Source organism: Pseudomonas sp. BR20, from assembly GCF_050780135.1.
Taxonomy (GTDB): Bacteria; Pseudomonadota; Gammaproteobacteria; order Pseudomonadales; family Pseudomonadaceae; genus Aquipseudomonas.
In genome coordinates this window covers 3,192,723-3,212,850 of record NZ_CP172012.1, presented here as the reverse complement: position 1 = coordinate 3,212,850, position 20,128 = coordinate 3,192,723, and the positions used below count along the sequence as shown (strand labels likewise).

Annotated in this window: 18 protein-coding genes, 1 tRNA gene and 1 pseudogene; 8 read left to right on the top strand and 12 right to left on the bottom strand. The window is 56.4% G+C overall.

The window, feature by feature from the left end:
• Window position 1: 1 nt before the first annotated feature.
• Window positions 2–769 (bottom strand): AraC family transcriptional regulator, encoded by a 768-nt coding sequence (locus ACHPFG_RS14820; RefSeq protein ID WP_131696172.1) that lies wholly within the window; start codon window positions 767–769, stop codon window positions 2–4.
• Between the two features lie 211 nt (window positions 770–980).
• On the opposite strand from ACHPFG_RS14820, the gene ACHPFG_RS14815 reads away from it, so the two are divergent.
• The 3 genes from ACHPFG_RS14815 to ACHPFG_RS14805 are packed head-to-tail and all read left to right on the top strand — an operon-like array spanning window position 981 to window position 4,149.
• Window positions 981–1,907, top strand: a complete 927-nt coding sequence (locus ACHPFG_RS14815; RefSeq protein ID WP_431703365.1) for a 4-hydroxyproline epimerase — start codon at window positions 981–983, stop codon at window positions 1,905–1,907.
• A gap of 40 nt (window positions 1,908–1,947) precedes the next feature.
• Window positions 1,948–2,886 carry a dihydrodipicolinate synthase family protein gene (locus ACHPFG_RS14810; RefSeq protein WP_431703363.1) on the top strand — a complete coding sequence of 313 codons (939 nt, stop codon included), beginning with the start codon at window positions 1,948–1,950 and terminating at the stop codon, window positions 2,884–2,886.
• A gap of 3 nt (window positions 2,887–2,889) precedes the next feature.
• The gene (locus tag ACHPFG_RS14805) at window positions 2,890–4,149 is read left to right on the top strand and encodes an FAD-dependent oxidoreductase (protein WP_431703362.1); all 1,260 of its coding nucleotides are present in this window, start codon (window positions 2,890–2,892) and stop codon (window positions 4,147–4,149) included.
• Window positions 4,150–4,401: 252 nt separating this feature from the next.
• Here ACHPFG_RS14805 and ACHPFG_RS14800 read toward each other — a convergent pair whose 3' ends face one another.
• The 3 genes from ACHPFG_RS14800 to ACHPFG_RS14790 all read right to left on the bottom strand — a co-directional run bounded on the left by ACHPFG_RS14800 (window position 4,402) and on the right by ACHPFG_RS14790 (window position 7,302).
• On the bottom strand, window positions 4,402–5,322 hold the full coding sequence (locus tag ACHPFG_RS14800; protein ID WP_431703361.1) for an ADP-ribosylglycohydrolase family protein: 921 nt from the start codon (window positions 5,320–5,322) through the stop codon (window positions 4,402–4,404).
• A 48-nt stretch (window positions 5,323–5,370) separates the two neighbouring features.
• Complete coding sequence (locus ACHPFG_RS14795; RefSeq protein WP_131696167.1) at window positions 5,371–6,378, bottom strand: GlxA family transcriptional regulator; 1,008 nt, start codon at window positions 6,376–6,378, stop codon at window positions 5,371–5,373.
• A 315-nt stretch (window positions 6,379–6,693) separates the two neighbouring features.
• Window positions 6,694–7,302 (bottom strand): LysE family translocator, encoded by a 609-nt coding sequence (locus ACHPFG_RS14790; protein ID WP_145337763.1) that lies wholly within the window; start codon window positions 7,300–7,302, stop codon window positions 6,694–6,696.
• Window positions 7,303–7,894: 592 nt separating this feature from the next.
• Between ACHPFG_RS14790 and ACHPFG_RS14785 the strand changes: the two genes are divergently transcribed.
• A complete protein-coding gene (locus ACHPFG_RS14785; RefSeq protein ID WP_131696165.1) occupies window positions 7,895–8,152 on the top strand; it encodes a hypothetical protein in 258 nt (85 codons plus the stop codon).
• 553 nt (window positions 8,153–8,705) lie between these two features.
• Here the strand turns inward: ACHPFG_RS14785 and ACHPFG_RS14780 are convergent.
• Window positions 8,706–8,891, bottom strand: a pseudogene (locus ACHPFG_RS14780) (methyl-accepting chemotaxis protein); the annotation flags it as partial.
• Between the two features lie 312 nt (window positions 8,892–9,203).
• On the opposite strand from ACHPFG_RS14780, the gene ACHPFG_RS14775 reads away from it, so the two are divergent.
• From ACHPFG_RS14775 to ACHPFG_RS14765, 3 genes are all read left to right on the top strand, one after another.
• Window positions 9,204–10,547 (top strand): hypothetical protein, encoded by a 1,344-nt coding sequence (locus ACHPFG_RS14775; RefSeq protein WP_431703359.1) that lies wholly within the window; start codon window positions 9,204–9,206, stop codon window positions 10,545–10,547.
• Between the two features lie 442 nt (window positions 10,548–10,989).
• Window positions 10,990–11,418 carry a hypothetical protein gene (locus ACHPFG_RS14770; RefSeq protein WP_431703357.1) on the top strand — a complete coding sequence of 143 codons (429 nt, stop codon included), beginning with the start codon at window positions 10,990–10,992 and terminating at the stop codon, window positions 11,416–11,418.
• Between the two features lie 151 nt (window positions 11,419–11,569).
• Complete coding sequence (locus ACHPFG_RS14765; protein ID WP_123718702.1) at window positions 11,570–11,839, top strand: hypothetical protein; 270 nt, start codon at window positions 11,570–11,572, stop codon at window positions 11,837–11,839.
• A gap of 161 nt (window positions 11,840–12,000) precedes the next feature.
• Here the strand turns inward: ACHPFG_RS14765 and ACHPFG_RS14760 are convergent, their stop codons facing one another.
• From ACHPFG_RS14760 to ACHPFG_RS14735, 6 genes are all read right to left on the bottom strand, one after another.
• Window positions 12,001–12,249: a hypothetical protein gene (locus tag ACHPFG_RS14760; protein WP_431703355.1), complete on the bottom strand. Its 249-nt coding sequence runs from the start codon at window positions 12,247–12,249 to the stop codon at window positions 12,001–12,003.
• 173 nt (window positions 12,250–12,422) lie between these two features.
• Window positions 12,423–13,136 (bottom strand): hypothetical protein, encoded by a 714-nt coding sequence (locus tag ACHPFG_RS14755; RefSeq protein ID WP_431703353.1) that lies wholly within the window; start codon window positions 13,134–13,136, stop codon window positions 12,423–12,425.
• A gap of 415 nt (window positions 13,137–13,551) precedes the next feature.
• Window positions 13,552–14,982 carry an IS1182 family transposase gene (locus tag ACHPFG_RS14750; protein WP_431700200.1) on the bottom strand — a complete coding sequence of 477 codons (1,431 nt, stop codon included), beginning with the start codon at window positions 14,980–14,982 and terminating at the stop codon, window positions 13,552–13,554.
• 586 nt (window positions 14,983–15,568) lie between these two features.
• Complete coding sequence (locus ACHPFG_RS14745) at window positions 15,569–16,018, bottom strand: hypothetical protein (protein WP_431703351.1); 450 nt, start codon at window positions 16,016–16,018, stop codon at window positions 15,569–15,571.
• A gap of 515 nt (window positions 16,019–16,533) precedes the next feature.
• Window positions 16,534–16,607 (bottom strand) — tRNA-Cys (locus ACHPFG_RS14740).
• 212 nt (window positions 16,608–16,819) lie between these two features.
• Window positions 16,820–19,108: an acylase gene (locus ACHPFG_RS14735; RefSeq protein ID WP_431703349.1), complete on the bottom strand. Its 2,289-nt coding sequence runs from the start codon at window positions 19,106–19,108 to the stop codon at window positions 16,820–16,822.
• Window positions 19,109–19,345: 237 nt separating this feature from the next.
• Between ACHPFG_RS14735 and ACHPFG_RS14730 the strand changes: the two genes are divergently transcribed.
• The gene (locus ACHPFG_RS14730; protein WP_145337761.1) at window positions 19,346–19,726 is read left to right on the top strand and encodes a fe2+ zn2+ uptake regulation protein; all 381 of its coding nucleotides are present in this window, start codon (window positions 19,346–19,348) and stop codon (window positions 19,724–19,726) included.
• Window positions 19,727–19,734: 8 nt separating this feature from the next.
• Here ACHPFG_RS14730 and ACHPFG_RS14725 read toward each other — a convergent pair whose 3' ends face one another.
• A complete protein-coding gene (locus ACHPFG_RS14725) occupies window positions 19,735–19,923 on the bottom strand; it encodes a hypothetical protein (RefSeq protein ID WP_027606724.1) in 189 nt (62 codons plus the stop codon).
• Between the last annotated feature and the right edge of the window lie 205 nt (window positions 19,924–20,128).

Genomic DNA, 20,128 nt, shown 5'->3' with positions numbered 1-20,128 from the left:
TTCAGCAGGTTTCCCGATACTGCCTCGGCGTAAACCCCGTCGATGCCTTGAACTGCCGCGTAAATGCGCTGTGGTCGGTATAGCCGCACTGCAGCGCGACTTCGGTAATCGGCATATCGCTGTGCAACAACCGATGGGCGTGTTCCAAGCGTACTTTCTGGATCATCTGCCGGGGTGTCAGGTGGAACACGCGTTTGCAGTAGCGCTCCAGTTGCGCCACGGAAATCCCGGCGATGCGCGTCAGTTCGCCGAGGGTGACGCGGCGGTTGAAGTGCGTGCGGATGTGCTCGTCCACGGCGGCCAGTCGTTGATAGGCCGGGTGGGTTTGGCTGGCCGATTGCAGGTCGACCGAGATGCCGGCCAGGCCGATGATGCGGCCTTCGTGGTTGTACAGCGGCCATTTGTGGGTGAGGCACCAGCCGGGTTCGCGACTGCCGTAGAGGTGCAGTTCGAGTTGGTCCTCCAACACAAAGCCCTGCTCGAGCACGCGCCGATCCTGCTCGGTGTAGCCCGGCCCCAATTGTGCGGGAAAGACGTCGGCGCTGGTCTTGCCCAGCAACGGTTGCAACTGCTTGAGGCCGCAGCGCTGCACCAGGGTGCGGTTGGCGAGGACGTAACGGGCGTCCAGGTCCTTGATGAAGATAGCGGCATTGGGGATCACATCCAGCATCGGCAGCAGCTGCGCCACACCGGCCAATAGCTGCTCGATGCTGTGGGGAGGGCTTGCCCCGTGCCCTTGGCAAAGGCTCGCAAACGCGCTTTGAAGCATGAGTGTCACTCCCCGTTTTCACCTCGATGGCAAGCAGATTGCCCCATGCCCGGGGAGCTGTCGAGCATGGCGGACTGTGCTGAATTCGTCATCGATGCCAGCAAAAAACATCAATCGCCGCCGCGCTTGCGCGTTCACGATAGGGCCACTGCATGCCTATCCATACACTCACAAGAAGGCCCCCCCACAGCCTTCATAGAGGGAGCGCGTTATGAAGCGACTGCATGTGATCGACTCCCACACCGGCGGCGAACCCACGCGCCTGGTGATGACCGGTTTCCCCGCGCTCAAGGGCGCGAGCATTGCCGACCAGCTGGAAAACCTGCGCACCGAGCACGACCCGTGGCGCCGCGCCTGCCTGCTGGAACCCCGTGGCAATGACGTCCTGGTCGGCGCGCTCTACTGCGCGCCCGTCACCCCAGGCGCCACCTGCGGGGTGATCTTCTTCAACAACGCCGGTTACCTGGGCATGTGCGGCCACGGCACCATCGGCCTGGTGGCGTCTTTGCACCACTTGGGGCGCATCCAGCCGGGCGTGCACACCCTCGACACCCCGGTGGGGCCGGTGGCCGCGACCTTGCACGACGACGGCGCCGTGACCCTGCGCAACGTGCCTGCCTATCGCTATCGCCAGCAGGTGACGGTGGATATACCGGGCCACGGCTCAGTCCAGGGCGATATTGCCTGGGGCGGCAACTGGTTCTTCCTGGTGTCCGAGCACGGCATGGCGCTGGAGATGGACAATGTCGACGCCCTCACCGACTACACCTGGGCGATGCTCAAGGCCCTCGAGGCCCAGGGCATCCACGGCGCAGACGGCGCCCTGATCGACCATATCGAACTGTTCGCCGACGATGCCCACGCCGACAGCCGCAACTTCGTCATGTGCCCCGGCAAAGCCTACGACCGCTCACCTTGCGGCACCGGCACCAGCGCCAAGCTGGCGTGCCTGGCCGCCGATGGAAAACTCGGCCCCGGTGAAACCTGGGTACAGGCCAGCATCACCGGCAGCCGCTTCGAAGGCCGTTATGAATGGGACGGCCAATGTGTCATCCCCTCCATCACCGGCCGCGCCTACATGACCGCCGACAGCACCTTGCTGATCGACGAGCAGGACCCGTTTGCCTGGGGCATCTGAGCCCATCCCTTTTGATTGAACGCTGCAAGGAGCTAGGACAATGAGCGACAACGTCTTCACCGGTTGCATCCCCGCGCTGATGACCCCGTGCACCGCCGCGCGCAAGCCGGACTTCGACGCGCTGGTCGCCAAGGGCCGCGAGCTAATCGATATCGGCATGAGCGCCGTGGTGTACTGCGGTTCCATGGGCGACTGGCCGTTGCTCACCGAAGCCGAACGCCGGGAAGGCGTGGCGCGCCTGGTGGCGGCCGGCGTGCCAACCATTGTCGGTACCGGTGCGGTGAACAGCCGCGAGGCGGTGGCCCACGCCGCCCACGCGGCCAAGGTCGGCGCCCATGGCTTGATGGTGATCCCACGCGTGCTGTCCCGTGGTGCTTCGGCCACCGCGCAAAAGGCGCATTTCTCGGCGATCCTCAAGGCCGCGCCCAACCTGCCGGCGGTGATCTACAACAGCCCTTACTACGGCTTTGCCACCCGCGCGGAGTTGTTCTTCGAACTGCGCCGCGAACACCCGAACCTGATCGGCTTCAAGGAGTTCGGTGGCGCTGCCGACCTGCGCTACGCCGCCGAGCACATCACCTCCCAGGACGACAGCGTGACCCTGATGGTCGGCGTCGATACCCAAGTGGTGCACGGTTTCGTCAACTGCAACGCCACGGGCGCGATCACCGGCGTCGGCAATGCCTTGCCCCGCGAAGTGCTGCACCTGGTGGCCCTGAGCAAGCAAGCCGCCAAGGGCGATGCCAAGGCCCGGCGCCTGGCCCGGGAACTGGAAGCGGCGCTGGCGGTGTTGTCGTCCTTCGATGAAGGTTGCGACCTGGTGCTGTATTACAAGCACCTGATGGTACTCAACGGCGACCAGGGCTACGCCCTGCACTTCAACGAGACCGACGTGCTCAGCGATGCCCAGCGGCGTTACGCAGAAACCCAGTACGCGCTGTTTCGCCAGTGGTACGCCAACTGGTCGAGAGAGGCGTAGCTGATGCACGACCCTGACCCTGCAGATATCGCCGTAATCGGAGCCGGCATCATTGGCGTTGCCTGCGCCCTGCAGCTGGCGCGCCAGGGGCGGAAAGTGCTGGTGATCGACCAGCAGGCACCCGGCATGGGCGCCTCCTACGGCAATGCTGGGCACCTGGCGACCGAACAGGTGTTCCCGATCGCCGACCTGTCGATCCTCAAGCGCTTGCCCGCCATGCTCATGGACCCCATGGGCCCGCTACGCCTGGACTGGAAATACCTGCCGCGCGCCCTGCCCTGGTTCATCCGCCTGCTGCTGAACCTGCGCCCGGCGAGTTACCAGCGCACGGTGGAGGGTATTCGCGCGCTCAATGAAGCGAGCCTCGGCGCCTGGCAGCGTTTGCTGGCAAGCATCCAGCGCGGGCACCTGTTGCGTGAAGACGGCTCGCTGCTGGTGTTCGAACGTACAGACTCCCGCACCGCCATTGATGAGTTGCAACGCCGCATGCAGGCGCAAAACGTGCCGGTGGATTTCTGGTCGGGGGATGCCATACGCGAGGTTGCCCCGCAATTGAGCGCGCAGATCCAGGGCGGCCTGTTTTTCCCGAGTACAGGGCACTTCCTCGACCCTTACCGGTTGGTCTGCGAATTGGTGGATGCGGCCAAGGCCAAGGGCGTGCAGTTCCTCCAACACCAGGTGCTGGATGCACGGGTTGAAGGCGACGGCGTCAGCGTGAGCACCGATCAAGGCACCTTTGCCGCCCGCCAGGTCCTGATCGCCTGTGGCGCCCACTCGGCCAGACTCACCGCCGCCCTGACCGGCAAAAAAGTCCCGCTGGACACCGAACGGGGCTATCACCTGATGCTGCCCCATGAACAGCAACGCCTGCCGTTTGCCGTCACGTCCCTGGAACGCAAGTTCATCATGACGCCGATGGCAGGCGGCCTGCGCCTGGCCGGCACGGTGGAATTCGCCGGCCTCGACCGCCCACCGAACATGGCACGCGCGTGGCAGTTGCATCGGTTGAGCCAGGGGCTGTTTCGTGAGGACCTGAGTGCAGAGGATGCGACGCCGTGGATGGGTTTCAGACCATCGCTGCCGGATTCGCTGCCGATTATTGATCGGGTGTGTGACGGGAAGGTGTTGCTTGCGTTTGGGCATCAGCATCTGGGGCTGACGCAGGCGGCGGTGACGGCGGAGATGGTGGGGCAATTGGCGTCAGGGGCGCCTGCGTTTTCAGGGTTGCCGGCGCTAGGGCCGTATCGACTAGGGAGGTTTTGAGAAGAACCGCCACGTCCAAGCACAGCAACTTGCACAAGCTATTTCAAACGCGTGCTTTTTGTGGTGAGCGGGCGTGTCCCGCGTGGGGGGAGGCGAAGCGCCCCTGATCAAGACGAATGCGGAGTCTCAGGCACTCCTCTGCGCCTGGTTTTGGGGCTGCTGCGCAGCCCAACGCGGGACAAGCCCGCTCACCACAATTGAGCTCGACAACTCCCACATTTGATCTTCATGGTTTTGCAGACGGTGCTCGCTTCACTGAACGAGATTACCGGTCGAAGCTGCCAACAGGGCATCCGCCATGCCTTGGATTTCTTCGCGCATCCACAGCTTTTCCAACCAGCCGCCAGGAATCGCTTGGGCGCCATAATACGCACCGGCCAGTTGGCCAACGATGGCTGCGGTAGTGTCGGCGTCATCGCCCAAATTGGCCGCCATCAGCACTGCCGCCGCAAAGCAGTCGGTATGGTGGAAGCACCAGAGTGCGGCTTCAAGGGACGCCACGGCGTAGCCGGTGCCGACGATGTCGTCACGGGACTTCTCCAGGTAATTGCCCTGCGCAAGTGCGGCGACTTTGGCGGTCGCGAGGTCCATCTGCGCCAACTGCAATACCTGATCCTTTGAAACCCCCACAAGCGCATTGCTGATTGCCTGGGCCAGCACCAGGCAGCACTCGATTGCTTCCTGAGCAGCGTGGGTGGTGCGCGAGCTTTCGGCGGCGTAATGGCGGATACGTTGAAGGTCCGGAAAGTAAAACAACACCACCGGTGCAAGGCGCATCATCGAGCCATTGCCGGCGGAATACGGATCCGTAGAACCTGAAAAGGGGTTTGCACTGTCTTGATACGCCGTGAGCGCTTTGCTAACGGTCAGGCCGATATCGAAGCAGTCGCCGGTGGAGCTCAAATAGCCCCATTTCCACCAATTCAGATAGCGGCCCATCTGATCTGCCGCGTCAAACCCCTCTTTGCGCAGCAGACTTTCGGCCAGGCACAGCGCCATTGAGGTGTCGTCGGTCCACTGGCCAGGCTTGAGGTTGAATGGCCCTCCTCCCACCATATCGGTGAGCGGTGTAAAGGTGCCACGGGGCATGAACTCGACCGTGGTACCGACTGCATCGCCGCAGGCCAAGCCCAGCAAACTGCCGCGATAACGATCCAAACGTGTAAGAGACATGGGTCCTCCTTGAAAAATCATGCCAGCGTGCATAGAGCGGCAGCCACTTTACTTGACCAACCGCTTCTCCTTGGAGGGGCGATATCCGAAATACGAGCTGTAGCACTTGCTGAAATGGCTCGGCGAGACAAACCCGCACGCCACCAGCACCTCCACCTGTGACAGTTCGGTGTGCTGCAACAGCCGGCGTGCTTCGGTGACGCGCAGTTCCATGTAGTAGCGCTGCGGCGTGGTGCCCAGTTGCTCCTTGAACAGGCGCTCCAGTTGGCGGCGCGAGCGGCCGGCATAGACAGCGAGTTGGTCGAGCTCCAGCGGCTCTTCGAGGTTGGCGTCCATCAGCTTGACCACTTCGCGTAGGGGCGCGCTGACGCTGACGTTTTCGGTGGGTTTGATCCGCCGATAACGCGATTCTTCGAAGGCCAGGATGTCTTCGATCCCTTCGACCAGGGCTTTGTCATGCAAGCTTTTGATCCAGTCCAGGGCCATGTGGAAGGCACCGGAGGGGCTCGACGCGGTGAGGCGGTCGCGATCGATCACGTAGGGTTCGCTGGTAACGTGGGTGGCCTTGGACACTTCCGCCAGGGCCGGGCGGTGTTCGGGGTGGATGGCGCAGCGGTAGCCTTGCAGCAGGCCGGCGCGGCCGAGGAACCATGCGCCGTTCCATAACCCTGCGAGGCTCACGCCCTGCTCGGCGGCCGTGCGCAGCAGCTGGATCAAGGGGTCGCCAGCCTTGAGTTCGGTGCGAAAGCCGCCGCAGATCACCAGCAGATCCAAGCCTTGCAGCGCCGGGGCATCGAGACGCGCATCCGGGCGGATCACCAGGCCAAGGTCGCTGATGACTTCCCCGTCATCACAACCGTAGGTGCGCGAAGCGAACAGGTCAGGACGCAGCAGGTTGGCGGTGACCACGGTGTCGAGGGTCTGGGTGAAGGCAGGCAGGGAGAAGTGTTCGAGCAGCAGGAAGCCGACGCGGGTGACCGATGCCGGCTGGGAGGTTTCGTTGAGGTAGCGCAGGTTCTTGCCTTTCATGCCACCGCTGAACTGACGTCTTTCCATCGAGGGTTGGCCCACTTTTATTGTTGATGCAATGGGCGCCATCTTAGGGGGAAAAGCCGTGGTTGTCCCAGGCACTGATCTTGAAAAAATCGCAGGCCCCCAAAGCCCGTAGCAGAACAGTCGCAAGCGCATCTGATACGGTTTTTTCTTTGCTATCTGCGCCTGTATTGAAATGCCGCCTGGGCGGACAATAGCCCACATCCCCACCCCCTTCCCTTCGGAGGCCGTATGACCAAGATGGCGATTTTCCTGTTCGGTTTTTTAGTGCTGACCATCGGCATCGGCCTGCTGGCGACCATCTCGCCGGTCTGACGCCTAGCCGGCAAACAACATCGGGTACAGCGACAGCACCAACAGCCCGGCCATTGACCAATTGAACAGTCTCAACCAGCGCGGCTCGCGCAGCACATTACGCAAGCCGCTGCCACATCCGACCCACACGCACACGCTGGGCAGGTTGACCACGGCAAAGACCAGCGCAATCACCAGCACGTTGGTGACATAGCCCTCAGCGGGCGTATAGGTGGTAATAGCCCCCAGCGCCATGATCCACGCCTTGGGGTTCACCCACTGAAACGCCGCCGCGCCGAGGAAGGTCATGGGCTTGCCGTGTTCATCATTACTATCGGACAGGCCGCCCGCCGTGGCGATCTTCCAGGCCAGGTACAGCAAGTACGCCGCGCCCACGTAGCGCAACACCGTGTAGGCCCACGGGAACACCTTGAACACTTCGCCCAGGCCCAGGCCGACCGAAATCACCAACAGCATGAAGCCGATACTGATCCCCAGCGCATGGGGCATCGAGCGGCGAAACCCGAAGTTCACCCCCGAGGCGAGCAACATGGTGTTATTCGGACCCGGGGTGATCGAGGACACGAAGGCGAACAGCACAAAGGCTGAGAGCAGGCTGGTAGACATGACCATGGTGCGGCATCCGAGCGGTGTGATATGCCTGTGACAGTAGTGGGTTATGCCCCTCGGCGCCCCGTACAGCCAGGCACGGATCGAGGCATACACTTCAGGCGCAAATAATTCAGGCGCTTTCACAAACCTTTCACAGACGCCCCCTTATGGTGAATCCAGCTCCTAATGAACATCCCTTTTAGCCCGTGCTCCCCATCGCGGGCTTTTCTTTGCCTGGGATTTAAGCCGGGCAAAAAAGAGGCAGGCCCTTGTTCATGGCCTGCCTCTCGTTGACTAACTGTTAACGCGGACCGCCACCAGGGCCGCCGCCTTGACCATGACCCCCACCGCCATGGCCACCACCCCCGCCACCGCCCGGCGGCATGAATATCCAGCAGCCCGACAAGGTCGACAACAGCGCGACAACAACAGCCGCCTTGGTTAGGTAATTCAACTTCATGACAACGCTCTCTGCTTTACAAGGTTGGGTGTACGTAAAGTAAGACCGCCGCCAATGAAGTCCGTCACGGGTTTCGTGTAACGTCTTGGTAGGGTTTGTGTAGGGGTGGATACACGTCAATTCATTGATGCGAGTTAATCCGGAGTGACGGAAATGAAGGAGTTGATACAGGGCCTGGACGGACCCAGAACTGCCCAGCAGGAATTGTTTTACGACCTGGAAGATGCAGCGGCGGTCATCGGCTGGTCCGTGGTTGAACTGACAGCCCTGGCAAACAGCAGCAGGACGCCGAGTGAAGCGGTGGCGTTGATGAAGGTCTGTACGTTACTGACAACTCAGCAGGAGAAACTGGCCAAGTACGCGGGTGAAGTGAAGGAGCAGCGCATCAGCAGGTCCGAGACTGAGTGCTGAAAATTGAGGTCAGTACGGTCAAGAATGGGGGCCTTGAGTCGGAAATCGTAGTCGGCGCCCAATTCTTTACGTCGGTGAATAGCGCGAGCCAGCTGCAGCCGACTGGCTCGAACAGGTCGTTGAACCGCAGCCTTACGTTGAGCGGCGTTCGCCAGGACTATGTTGTTTTTTAACGCCCTTCCCAGTCTTTCGCTCGTATTGATGATGAAAAAACCAAACGACCAAAAGCAGCATCGCCAGACCAAAAACGAATAGCATCAGCTCTATCGCGGGACCTTCGTGTGAAAACATTTTCGTTCCTCATCCTGAAGTAGCGTGACCCGAAAACGGGCACAACCGAAACTGTTCGTAACAATACGAACATTTTCAGGGTAGTCGCCAACACAGGCCGTGACAACCTTAAAAGCCGCCTAACCCTTGATCTAGACACGTCACTCGTCGAAAAACCCTGCGAACTCGTTAAGGGACACGGCACATCGTTCTATTCAAAGAGAAGGAAATGGCGCCTGCACGGGCTGCCTATCGCACGTTCAGGCAAGAACAACTGCCTATGTCAGACCTTAAAGCGCGCCACCAGGTGATTCAACTCAATTGCCAGGTTGGACATCTCACTGCAGGCAGCGGCGGTCTGACTGGCGCCCGCCGCGCTCTGGATCGATAGTTCGCGAATGCTGGTGAGGTTTTGGTCGGCCTCACGGGCCACCTGCGCCTGTTCTTGGGAGGCGGTGGCGATCAAAAGCCGCCAGTCGCGAACAACAGCAGTCGGCCAGCAGCGGACACTTGGTATGGATTACAGATATCGTACAGACACTACCCAAGGGCTATGGAGACCTGTTCAAACCTGATGGCAAAGTTTGGCCAACTTTCGTCTATAGTTCCGTTGTGGGAATAGTATCGAACAACACCAGCCTGCGATATGCAGAAAATGATAGATCTCAATTAAGATATATTCTAAAGTGTGGGTAACGCTAGAGCCGCTGCGCTTCGAAAACATACTATTGGCTAGAAGTTTTTTCAGGAGTGCATTTATGACAGTAGGAAGTTTTAACTAATGACTATGACAAAAGAAGAATGGTCGGCAATCTTAGAAAGTGACGCAAAATTAAGCCGCTCACTATTAAATGAAAATCAAATAGATGAACTATTGCGCAATGTAAGAAATTACGTCGAGCTATTGGGGTGTTCTAGCACGATAAAGCCAAAAGTGGTAATAGATATTGATGGATTACAAGTCCTCAATTACGCGCAGCTACCATCGCTTTCAAAAACACAAATTGAATATGTTCGCCAATCTCTCAGCGACGTAAAAGCACGCCAAGAAGATATGATATTCTGGGGGCTTAGCTCGCTGATATCGTTCAGCTGGGAGTTACCCAACAACATTGAGGAAGCTAGGGCCTCAGCGATATATGCCGCCGCTTTGAATACTGCCCTGCATCAAATATCCGAGATAATGGATTACAACTTCTGGAAGGAAGATACCCTGCTCCCATATTGGATCAGGCTAGGTTGGCTGCGCACCACGAGAAGCATACCGAAAGAAATAATGCGAAAATTCGGAATTGACAGGGTAGCCTGTATACCGGTTAAAAGCTGCGTATTCAACGCCAGCTCAACGGTTTACCACGACGAATACTATATCTCTTTCAACTATGCGCTAGAACCGATTCTAAAATTCCTCAACAAATTTTTACTCCATTATTTTTCTACAGACGGAAGTCATTCGGGTCCGAGACGTTACGCACGAGCATTTGAAGAAATCGCGCCGATAGTACTTCATTTCAATAGAAGCACATTGGCTAATACAATGTCCGCATTTTCGATTTTGTACGGCAATGATGTGGTAACCGCAGTCCATCGGCTCACAGCAGATCAAATAGACTTCATTTTCATGCATGAGATTGGCCATCTTTGTCATAAACACCCGCAAAGGCTGGCTAGCCTCGCCGGCCACCCGGATGCACTTAGCACGCGGCATAAATTTGAGTATGAGGCAGATTCATTCGCGGCAGCATCGCTTAAACAGTCGGGCCAGTCGCCTTCACCAATTATAGTGATAAGGGGTAATGACGAAACAGCGCATAAAGAATCTTTATCTCAATATATCGGTGACTTTAACTCAGTCCAACTGCTTTTCATCTATATGAGATTTATTGAAAACGCAGGGAAACGGCTCCGAAATCATCTATCTGACGTAGTAGATTTCATCCCCGAAAATCATAGTCACCCGTCCTCCGCTGATCGATTATTTGCGCTGAGAAACATTATGGAAATTGATATGAATCACGAGAATTTACTCACTCAATACGCTGAGAGCTTTTTCGATAAAATACTTTCACATATGGATAGCCTAGAAAAATCCACATTAATTTCTTTTGTAAAGCGATTTTTATAAGTCGCCGCTTACTACCTGAAAATTAACATTGACTGTTTCTTTCTCTGGTAGTGATCGTGCGGACAGAAGGTCGCCACTGGTAATTCGAAAGGCGGCTTCTAGCCGAGGCTGTGTAAAAACGTTTTCTAGCACGCCAGATGCTCACCACGGGACTGGAAATCGCGCATCTGCGCGTAATCCACATCTGCTGACGTGCCGATACATTTCAGATTTAACGTAGAAGCGCGCACTTCTTTTTTTACGAAGCGTTTTTACACACCCGGGGCCGATTGCTGACTGTCGTAGCGGGCAACAATCTGCCAGAAACGGATTATTAAAGCTCGGAAAATAAACCCGTCGAATTTCTCCCCGCTTTGAGAATTTGCTGACGCCCTTTTACAGACTCCGGACTGGCAAGTAGAGTTAGGAAATCAACCCGACTCTTTTTCTAAAGTAGGTGCAAATGGTGGCTACCTTCGTTCTTCAGGACTTTGATGTTGGGTGGGTCGCCACCGACGCCGTCGGGCAGGTTGCGCTCTTCACTACGGGTGGTCCGGGGCCGGTTCCTGATTCCGCACTGCCCTCCGTCGAAAACTCCGAAGAATTTGTCCTTTCATTGCCGGAGGTGTCCGATGTAGATCGGGCCACCGCCAGGGCAAGCGCAAACGCTTTCGTTGAATTTGCCAAACGTGGGTTCTTTACTTACGACTGGTCGGACGTTCATCGCAATTCACGCCTGGCCCTGAGGGGGTATGAGCTGCAATACCGTCCACTGAATCCACAGACACTTTTCAATTTGCCTGCCCCTTTGCGGGCATTGGCTGAGGTTACCCGGCTGTCTGATGTAACCTTCGGAGCACCCATCATAGTGATAGGTGATGAAGTTTCTTAGCCTTCATTTGGCGATTAGCGACCGCTTTGGGGCCGGAAGCATTCGGCATAGGGGCTGGAGTCGGCCAAAAGCGGGCATTCAATTTCGCTATTCATCAATCTCTCGAGCGTGCGAAATTATCAGACATTCCATTTCTCTCAAAGGCAGGCTCATGACCTCCACCCTGGCAGTCTCGGATATTTTAGGTCCATGGAGTGGGGATACCCCCACAGGACTCATTCAGCGTTGCAGGGAGGCATGGGACATACCTCTAGAAAATTTGAGTGATCTTATGGTCGCCACGTTTTTGAATCAGAACATCGCGACTAAACACTTGCTGATTGAGGCGAAGCGCCGCATGAAAGACCAGAAACGAGATGAAACTGAGTACTTCGACGGCCAGCTTCTCGAAGCTATAGAGCGCTTGCAATGCGGGGAGTAATTCATCCCGACAGTTTGTAGCGTTCAACATGGTCTATCTATGTTGGGTCGCTTTCTGTCTCGCGCGGCTGACAGAGAACGGCCATGAACTGCATTTCACCTGTCCACAGAAAGAAACTTAACGTACCCTGCTGAACAGACAACATTGAAAAGGATACAGACCTAAAAAGACTTGAATCTATCTGGAACATACTCTTGCCGCTCAACTAATTTTAGCGCATCCAGCATATCTTCCAAGAAGTGAGATAGCTCCTCTTTAGACTCGCAAACTGTTAGATCAGCTATTTCCGAATTGCAAAGACTCTCTTTTATAATGCGCATGCAATCTGCATAAACCATTAGCTCCCCTTCCGACAGGCGCAAATCAAACAACGTTACACTGGCAACACACTCTTTTTTCAAAATATCCATTACTCACCATTTAACAGTCAGAAAATTTAGATTGAAATACCTTAAGCTTGCCTGAGTCGCCCCCGATTTCATAGAGGCCTTCAACTGACTGCTTTTGGAAGTTTGCTGCCCCTCATAGCCGTTAGTTTTACAGAAAATAATTTATTCTTTCGCTAAAAAAAGTTAACGAATATTCATAGTTTAGCGTAGGCAGCGTCAAAATCTTTAAGAGCTTGATTGACCTTGTATCGAAGCATCAGAGATGCGGAAAGCTTGACCATTGACTCGAAAAGTACATGACCTGATTGAATTTTACATTGACCAACGCATAGCCCACCATATCCGCCTGGCTCATATGCATAGACAGTATAGAAAACACCTCGAGACTCTCGGTTTAATCCGGCCGTGATATGCGTTACAGGGCTACCCTCGGCAGGACCGTTTGGCAGCGAAAACTCCAACACATCTTCAAAAGGAATGAACATAGCAGAAGCAGACATTACAAATAGACTGGCGACATCCAACGCTTCCTCAACTATTTTAATCTCAGGAGTTTCGTATTCGTGTTCAAGAATATTCCGCATGCTAACTGCTTTACGCAAAAGACTCGGCGCCAATAAGCCGAGGGCTCTCAACTTCTCTATTTTTTTCGGCACATTCCATCTGAACGACGGATAACCAAACGAGATCAATAATTGGTCAAGCTGACAGACAATCGCACGTTTAATATTAGTCGTTGCATTGACGAGGGCTGACAAACCTCCACGTTCAAAATCGTCTTCCGCCAAACTCAAGAATTCGACAGGTGACGTTTTCAGATCCGCCAACTCGAAGCTTCCGCCACCTGATGCGACTGCGCATTTGCTCATATCGAATCGATGAGCGAGGCAAAACTCTTTGATATCCATCTCTCGGCCCAACTCATTGGCTGCCCAAATGGCTGCTGTAGGAATATTGTATCAGCGACGCCACCGGGATGATCGAACTGAGACGTGCGGGCAGATTGGGAGGGTTACCCGCCGGAGGGCTATATCCCATCAACGTCCTGCTCAAGTCAAAGCGCATGCACCATTTGCCTCTTAGCATACGGCACTGCGGCTGTTTTTTGCCTGTTGCCGGCAGCTACGGGTCGATTGCTGACTGTCACGGCCGACCGCAATCGGCCCAGGGTGTGTAAAAACGCTAAATCGGGTTTTCTATAGCGACGCCAGGAGACCGTGCTCGGGTTTTGCAAACTGATCAAGGCCACGACGTTTTCAAGAACAGTTAAAACGGCTCAGTAGCCTCTTAAGGTCCTTCGGATGGGGTAAAAAAGACCGGTTTTTACGCCGTTAACGCTTTCATCAAGCCAGTGGTGCCGATGATTTTCATCACCCGTTTCAGGTTGTAGGCGAGCACATTCAGGCTCATCTCTGCACTCACCCCGTTAAGCTTTCGGGTCAGGAAGTGCGTCGCGCCCATCCATTGCTTGAGCGTCCCGAAGGGATGCTCAACCGTTCGTTTTCGGATCCGCATCATTTCCGGCGCGTTGCTCAGCCTATTCTGCATTTCCTCCAGTACGGCTTCATGCTCCCAGCGCCGAACCCGTCGTTCCGTGCTCGGTGTGCACTGCGGTTTCATTACGCAGCCCCGGCATTTCGAACTCCAGTAACGGTGCAACGTCAGGCCTTTTTCAACGTTGGTATAGCGCCAGATCAGTGTTTCTCCAGCCGGGCAAATGTATTCGTTTTTTGCCGCGTCATAGATGAAGGCATCGTTATTAAAGCGCCCGTCTGCCTTGGCTCCAGAGGTCATCGGCTTAGGCACATAGGCAGTGATTCCTGCATCGTGACAAGCCAAGATTTCTTCGCTTTTGAAGTAACCTCGGTCAGCCACTACCGACAGCGTTTCTGACGCCATCGCCTCGCGGGCCTGCTTGGCCATCGAGCTGAGTTGGTCGCGGTCGTAACCGACGTTGGTCACCTCATGCGCAACGATCAAATGGTGCTGGGTATCGACCGCTGTCTGCACGTTGTAACCGACGATGCCCGTGCCGCGAGTCATCATGGAGCGGGCGTCTGGATCGGTCAGTGAGACCTGTTTATCCGACGATTCGTTGAGCTGAGTTTCAATGACCCGTAACTCTTTCATCTGAGCTTTGAGCTTGTCGATTTTCTCTTGCAGACGAGCAGCCGTGGGCTGAGCAATCGAGGGTTCTTGCCGATCGGCTTCGTCGAGCGCATTCAGGTACCGATTGATACTCGATTCAATTTCTTCCATCCGCCGCTTCAGCTTGGCGCTGGTGAAATTGCGGTCGCGGTTGTTGACGGCCTTGAATTTACTGCCGTCAATGGCAACCAGATTTTCTCCGAACAGTCCCAACTGCTGGCACAGCACCACGAAATGGCGGCAGACGCCTCGGATGGCCTTGCTGTTGTCTTTTCGGAAGTTGGCGATGGTCTTGAAATCGGGCATCAAACGCCCTGTCAGCCACATCAACTCGACGTTGCGTTGGGCTTCTCGTTCAAGACGCCGGCTCGATTGAATGCGGTTGAGATAGCCGTAGATGTAGATCTTCAGCAAGATTGCGGGGTGGTAAGCAGGTCGGCCGGTATCAGCTGGAATGACGCCTTCAAAACGTAGATTGACCAGGTCGAGTTCGTCGACGAAAACGTCGACTACTCGCACCGGATTTGTGTCACTGACGTAGTCGTCAAGGCTTTCGGGAAGCAAAGTGCTTTGTCCGCGATGCTCACCTTGAATGAAACGTTTCATGGGCAATCCTGCGTTAACACTTTGGGTAATCATAGCAACGTTAGCCGGGTCTTCACGTACTCTGACGTAAGCACGATATGCTACTGAATTTGAAGTTGAAGGGCTTACCCATGGATGTAATTTCAGCGCACCGATTTTGTAAAAATCACCGAGCCCAAATTGAAGCAAGTGATCGTTGTGGCTGTTTTTACTGCTTAAGTGTGTTTTCGTCCGCAGAAATCACAGAGTGGGTCGATCTGGATACCACCGCTTTGTGTCCGAAGTGTGGGATTGACGCGGTCATCGGCTCAGCATCCAGCGCGCCGGTTAACCCAGAGTTTCTTTCGAAAATGAACGAGCACTGGTTTTAGACGACCCCATCGTTCGATGGTTTTCGGTCTGTCGGGCATCTACACAGAACGTGGTTTGACCCCGCGCCTTACGATGCTGCTGATCGAATACGTTTTTACACACTCTGGGCCATTAGCGGACCTAGAAGCTCCTGCAGTTATACTGCTTTGGGCACGGTTAAAATGAACAGGGACGGATCGTTCAATAGCGCTAGCTAAATCATCCAATTCGCTCGCGGATAGGCTCTAAACGTCCGCTAATGAATTTGAAGCGGCGGAGTTAAGCACTGCGTGCGCTTGTCATCATCAAGATAATAGAGTCCGTCGATTTGCCCCGTCATCTGTGCCATTCCAAGCAAAGGCTCGGATTCAAACGTGATCGGAAAAACCAAGCGTGCGGCTTCACCCTGAATCCAGTCCTCCCATACAGCTTTGATAACTCCTCCCCAAAAGGTCATGGAGGACCCATCGGGTAAAAACAGGTTAGGTTGGATATGACCGATGTCGTCGGTAAGACTCCAGTACACATACCCAGCGTAACTGGCTCCATCAGCGCCGCGAAAAACTGTTCTCACCAGCACAGTAGTATCGCTCTCGTCCAGGCAGGGGCGAACAATTTCCCAGTCATCATCGTCCATCGGGAAATACCAGACACCGTGCTCTCGGAAGTCTTCCTCAGTTAATTCATAAATTAGCTTGCCTTGCATGCTGACCCTCCATCTACGCCGCCGAGCTCATCCATTGCCCGCCCTGAGGCAACGTTACTTAGCCGCTAAGGCGTTGTCGATCATTCTAAGGAGCGATTTGCACACGGTCTGGGGAATGCTCGACGTCCGCTTTTGGCCGATTGTGTTGAAAAAGTCGGTACCTCCAGACTGCCCGCGTACTGACTGCTTAAAATGCATTTTTTGCGCGCAGCTACGCGAAATCTGAGCCCGAAATCCTCTGCACAAAGTAAAGATTTCAATCTCAAGCGCTTACTTTTCTGCCGCGGAAACCATGGTCGACTTTTTCAACAGAATCGGCCGTTAGTAGACGCTCAGGCTCCTTAGTCTCGAGCACAATCCCACGTCCAATCGCGGAGAGGCATACCGATAACGGCGTCTTAAATTTCCCGAAAAAAGGTAGGGATGCGGAAGCGATCCGAAAAATTGCGGAAGCGACGACCAAGCCGCAGACAATAAAAAACCCCGCAGACGTTAATCTACGGGGTTTTTAAGAGTGGAGGCCGAGGTCGGAATCGAACCGGCGTAGGCGGATTTGCAATCCGCTGCATAACCATTTTGCTACTCGGCCTCAAACGATCAATGCCCTTGCCGCTGACATTCACCGCATAAAAACTTGAGTGGGCTATAGAACCCTGCCTCTACTCTAACTCATTGAATACATTGAAGTTTTTAATGCTTCGTTGCGTTCGATGGGCGCCATTATGTACTCATTTGCTTTTACCTGCAACCCCTTGATTTCGAAAATATTTCGCATTGGCATCAAGGGGTTGCGTGCCTGCCCTACTCCTTGAGGAGCTGCTGCTGGTACTGCGGGTCGGCCTTGATCTGGGCGTCGGTGAACGGCAGCGGGCGGAGTTTTTTCTGTGAGAACGCTTGGGTCTGGTCCTTGGCGTAGGGGGATGCCGGGTTGCTGGACAGGGAAAACGCGAGCACGCCTTGGGCGTGCGGGCCCTGGTCGTCGAAGGTGACGATCTGCAGGTAGCTGCTGCCGCTGACCACTTCACGCTTGCCGTCCGCCCGTGGCACGGTTTGCATGGCGTTGTAGACCCCCAGTTCCTGCGGGCCGCCGTGAATCGGGGTTTGGCCGCTGACCTGGACATCCCCCCATTTGCTGTCGGCGTTGAGGCCGAGTTTGTCGACAGATGCGGTGGAGGCCAGCATGGCTTCGCGCAGGGCCTTGGCCACGGGCGCGCGCTCGATGGCCAGGCCGCGTGGGGTGGTCAGGGGCTGGGCCGGGTCGAACGCGACGCGCCAGGCATCGGGGATTTGCTGCAGGTGTTCAACCAGGTTGATGAAGTGCACCAAGCCCAGGCCGCTGTCGAGGTTGGCGCGTCGGTCCCAGTCGTTGAGGCTGGTGCACAGTGGCTTGAGCGCAGCCGCGTCGGTGCCGAGGTGTTTGGCACAGAACGCCAGCAGGTCGGGCATGACCTGGCCGGCGAGGTAGACCTCGTTGTCCATGACCATGTTTTGCAGGTCGGTGACACTGATCGGTTGCTTCTCCAGGGATTGCAGGCGTTGCAAGGCAAAGCGTGCGCGCGGGCCGAGGCCGATGTGGTCCTGGCTGATCACCGGGGAGAAGCCGGTCAATGGTGCCTTGGGGTTGGCCAGCCACGCCGAATCATTGGAGTGCTGCACGTAGTCGCTACGCTCCAGCTGCGGCAACTGGTCGGCGGGGAAGATGCCGGCCTGGGCGGCTCGCGGGTCGACGTCCCAGGCACAGGCACTGCGGGCGCCGTCGAGCATGATCATCTGCAGGCCGGCACGTGGGTCGCTGCATTGCGCCAGCTTGGCCGCGCTGACGTTGGGCACCACCGACAGGTTCATGTACAGGCTCTGGCCCTGGTCATCGGCGGCCAGGGTATTGACCCACGGGATGCCTTGCAGGGTGTGCACCGAGGTTTGCAGGTCCTTGAGGCTGGCCGCGCGGTTCATTGCGTACCACTGTTGCAGCACGCGGTCGTTGCCCAGGTTGGCATCGCGCAGGCTGAAGGCGTGGTGACTGTCCCAATCCAGCTTGCCGGGCCATTGCACCACGGGTCCGAACTGCGAGCTATAGACAGGATGGGTCACCGGTTTCACGCGGCCGTCCGCTTGCCTGACCTGCACCGTCACCGAGGTTTTTTCCAGGGGGATGGATTTTCCATCCAGCATATAGCGCGTGGAATCCTTGGGATCCAACGTCAGGCGATACAGGGTGAAATGCTTGGACGTGTCCACCGTGTGGGTCCATGCCACATGCTGGTTGAAGCCGATATTGATCACCGGCAGGCCGGGCAACGCGGCGCCCATCACATCCAGCTGGCCGGGAATGGTCAGGTGCATTTCATAAAAGCGCATGCCGCCCACCCACGGGAAATGCGGGTTGGCCAGCAACATGCCACGGCCATTGAACGAACGGTCGCGGCCCACCGCCACGGCATTGCTGCCACGGTCGAGGCTGAAGCGCTGTTGATTGGCGGCGGCCAGTTCAAACGCCTTGGCGCTGGGCTGCACACTCGCCGTTGCCTGAGGCGGCTTGGCGCCGACCAGGGCTTCGGCGAATTGGCCGACACCGCCCTCCACCAATAGCCTGCGGGTCAATTTCACCAGATCCTCAACCATCAGCGGCCGCACCCAGGCGGCCTGGCACTGGGCTGGCGTGCCGTGCTCTCTCAGGTAGCGGTTGTAACCGGCCACGTAACCTTGCATGCGTTGTTGGATCTGCGGGCTCTGCGCCTTCCAGAAAGCAGCCACGGCATCCGGTGTGTTCAGCCAGGTGAAAAACACATCGCTGGCCAGGTTGTTGCGCTCTTCCAGGGTCGACTGTTCAGGGCCGAAGTACCTGGCTCGCTCGCCGTTCACGGTAACGACTTCATTGGCCAGCAGGCACAGATTGTCCTGGGCATACGCGTAACCGATGCCGAGACCCAGGCCGCGCTCATCGTGGGCGCGAATGTGCGGCACGCCGAAGCTGGTGCGCCGGATATCCGCCGAGGCCTGCATCATCGACTCCCGTGCTGTTGCAGCCAGGCTCACCCCCAGCAACAGCCCTGCCACGCATACCCTGGACAACCCGTTGGAAATAATCACGCAGACTCCACAGTCAAATTGAACACCCTCATCGGGGGCTACTACCCCACCGTAAGGACGCAAAAAACCGGGAGAAATTTAACCCTGGCGCGGGTTTATTCAAGGCGCTGCAGATGTGACAAAACCGATACCGACAAATTTTCTACATCCTGCACTTCATGATTTCGCTCGCTCGTTCGTCTTATTGACTAAGAGCGCCATCATTTTCCTGATCAGGCTCTGATAAGGAGTTTTTGCATGTACAACCCGCAAGTGCCCACGGACGGACATTCATCCGCAGTCGATGCTCAATTTGGCAACGGCGCACAACCGTTCAGGAAAACGCCCGAACAGCAAGGCAACCAGCGTATTCGCCATTTGCTCAAGTGTTTCGGTCTGCGCACCAGCCTGATTCGGCTGAAGGTCATCGACGCCCTGCTCACCGCCGCCGACAACCAGCGCACCCTGGGCGTGCGCGGCGTGCACAGCCATTTACTGGAGCTGGGTATCCCGTTGTCGTTCCTGAGTGTGCGCGAGGTGCTCAAGCGCCTGTGCAGCGAGGGTGTGATCACCCTCAACGCCGATAAAAGCTACAGCCTCCATGAAGAGGCTGCGAAGGTACTCGACGCTCGAAGCTGAGGTAGACCTTAAAGCTTGACCTTGCGGCGCATGATGCCGTTGATCACCACTACGACCACTGCGACGGCAATGGCGATGGTCTGGAACGTCTTCTCACTGATAAACCCGATGTTCTGCAGGTAGGACAGGCCAAACATCGTCGCCAGTACGGCCAGGGCGATCAGAATCGAGTATTTCAAGCGTTGCTTTTGGGTCATGACGGGTTCCTGAACCGGAAGAATTATCCACTGTGTAGCGCCGAACAGGCCAGGCACATACCCGGGCGACGGGATGCACCGAGGTCGACAGGGGCTTATGTTACAGGTGATGAAAAGCTTTGGCTCGTCCGGCGTGCCGCTCACTCCGACGGCGGTGGGCCGCTGGGCTTGCACGATGGATGGACGAGTGCATTGAAACACTCAC

Excerpts from the sequence above, each read along its gene's own strand:
- ACHPFG_RS14820 (WP_131696172.1), bottom strand. The coding sequence starts at position 769 with ATGCTTCAAAGCGCGTTTGCGAGCCTTTGCCAAGGGCACGGGGCAAGC.
- ACHPFG_RS14815 (WP_431703365.1), top strand. The coding sequence starts at position 981 with ATGAAGCGACTGCATGTGATCGACTCCCACACCGGCGGCGAACCCACG.
- ACHPFG_RS14810 (WP_431703363.1), top strand. The coding sequence starts at position 1,948 with ATGAGCGACAACGTCTTCACCGGTTGCATCCCCGCGCTGATGACCCCG.
- ACHPFG_RS14805 (WP_431703362.1), top strand. The coding sequence starts at position 2,890 with ATGCACGACCCTGACCCTGCAGATATCGCCGTAATCGGAGCCGGCATC.
- ACHPFG_RS14800 (WP_431703361.1), bottom strand. The coding sequence starts at position 5,322 with ATGTCTCTTACACGTTTGGATCGTTATCGCGGCAGTTTGCTGGGCTTG.
- ACHPFG_RS14795 (WP_131696167.1), bottom strand. The coding sequence starts at position 6,378 with ATGGAAAGACGTCAGTTCAGCGGTGGCATGAAAGGCAAGAACCTGCGC.
- ACHPFG_RS14790 (WP_145337763.1), bottom strand. The coding sequence starts at position 7,302 with ATGGTCATGTCTACCAGCCTGCTCTCAGCCTTTGTGCTGTTCGCCTTC.
- ACHPFG_RS14785 (WP_131696165.1), top strand. The coding sequence starts at position 7,895 with ATGAAGGAGTTGATACAGGGCCTGGACGGACCCAGAACTGCCCAGCAG.
- ACHPFG_RS14775 (WP_431703359.1), top strand. The coding sequence starts at position 9,204 with ATGACTATGACAAAAGAAGAATGGTCGGCAATCTTAGAAAGTGACGCA.
- ACHPFG_RS14770 (WP_431703357.1), top strand. The coding sequence starts at position 10,990 with ATGGTGGCTACCTTCGTTCTTCAGGACTTTGATGTTGGGTGGGTCGCC.
- ACHPFG_RS14765 (WP_123718702.1), top strand. The coding sequence starts at position 11,570 with ATGACCTCCACCCTGGCAGTCTCGGATATTTTAGGTCCATGGAGTGGG.
- ACHPFG_RS14760 (WP_431703355.1), bottom strand. The coding sequence starts at position 12,249 with ATGGATATTTTGAAAAAAGAGTGTGTTGCCAGTGTAACGTTGTTTGAT.
- ACHPFG_RS14755 (WP_431703353.1), bottom strand. The coding sequence starts at position 13,136 with ATGGATATCAAAGAGTTTTGCCTCGCTCATCGATTCGATATGAGCAAA.
- ACHPFG_RS14750 (WP_431700200.1), bottom strand. The coding sequence starts at position 14,982 with ATGAAACGTTTCATTCAAGGTGAGCATCGCGGACAAAGCACTTTGCTT.
- ACHPFG_RS14745 (WP_431703351.1), bottom strand. The coding sequence starts at position 16,018 with ATGCAAGGCAAGCTAATTTATGAATTAACTGAGGAAGACTTCCGAGAG.
- ACHPFG_RS14730 (WP_145337761.1), top strand. The coding sequence starts at position 19,346 with ATGTACAACCCGCAAGTGCCCACGGACGGACATTCATCCGCAGTCGAT.
- ACHPFG_RS14725 (WP_027606724.1), bottom strand. The coding sequence starts at position 19,923 with ATGACCCAAAAGCAACGCTTGAAATACTCGATTCTGATCGCCCTGGCC.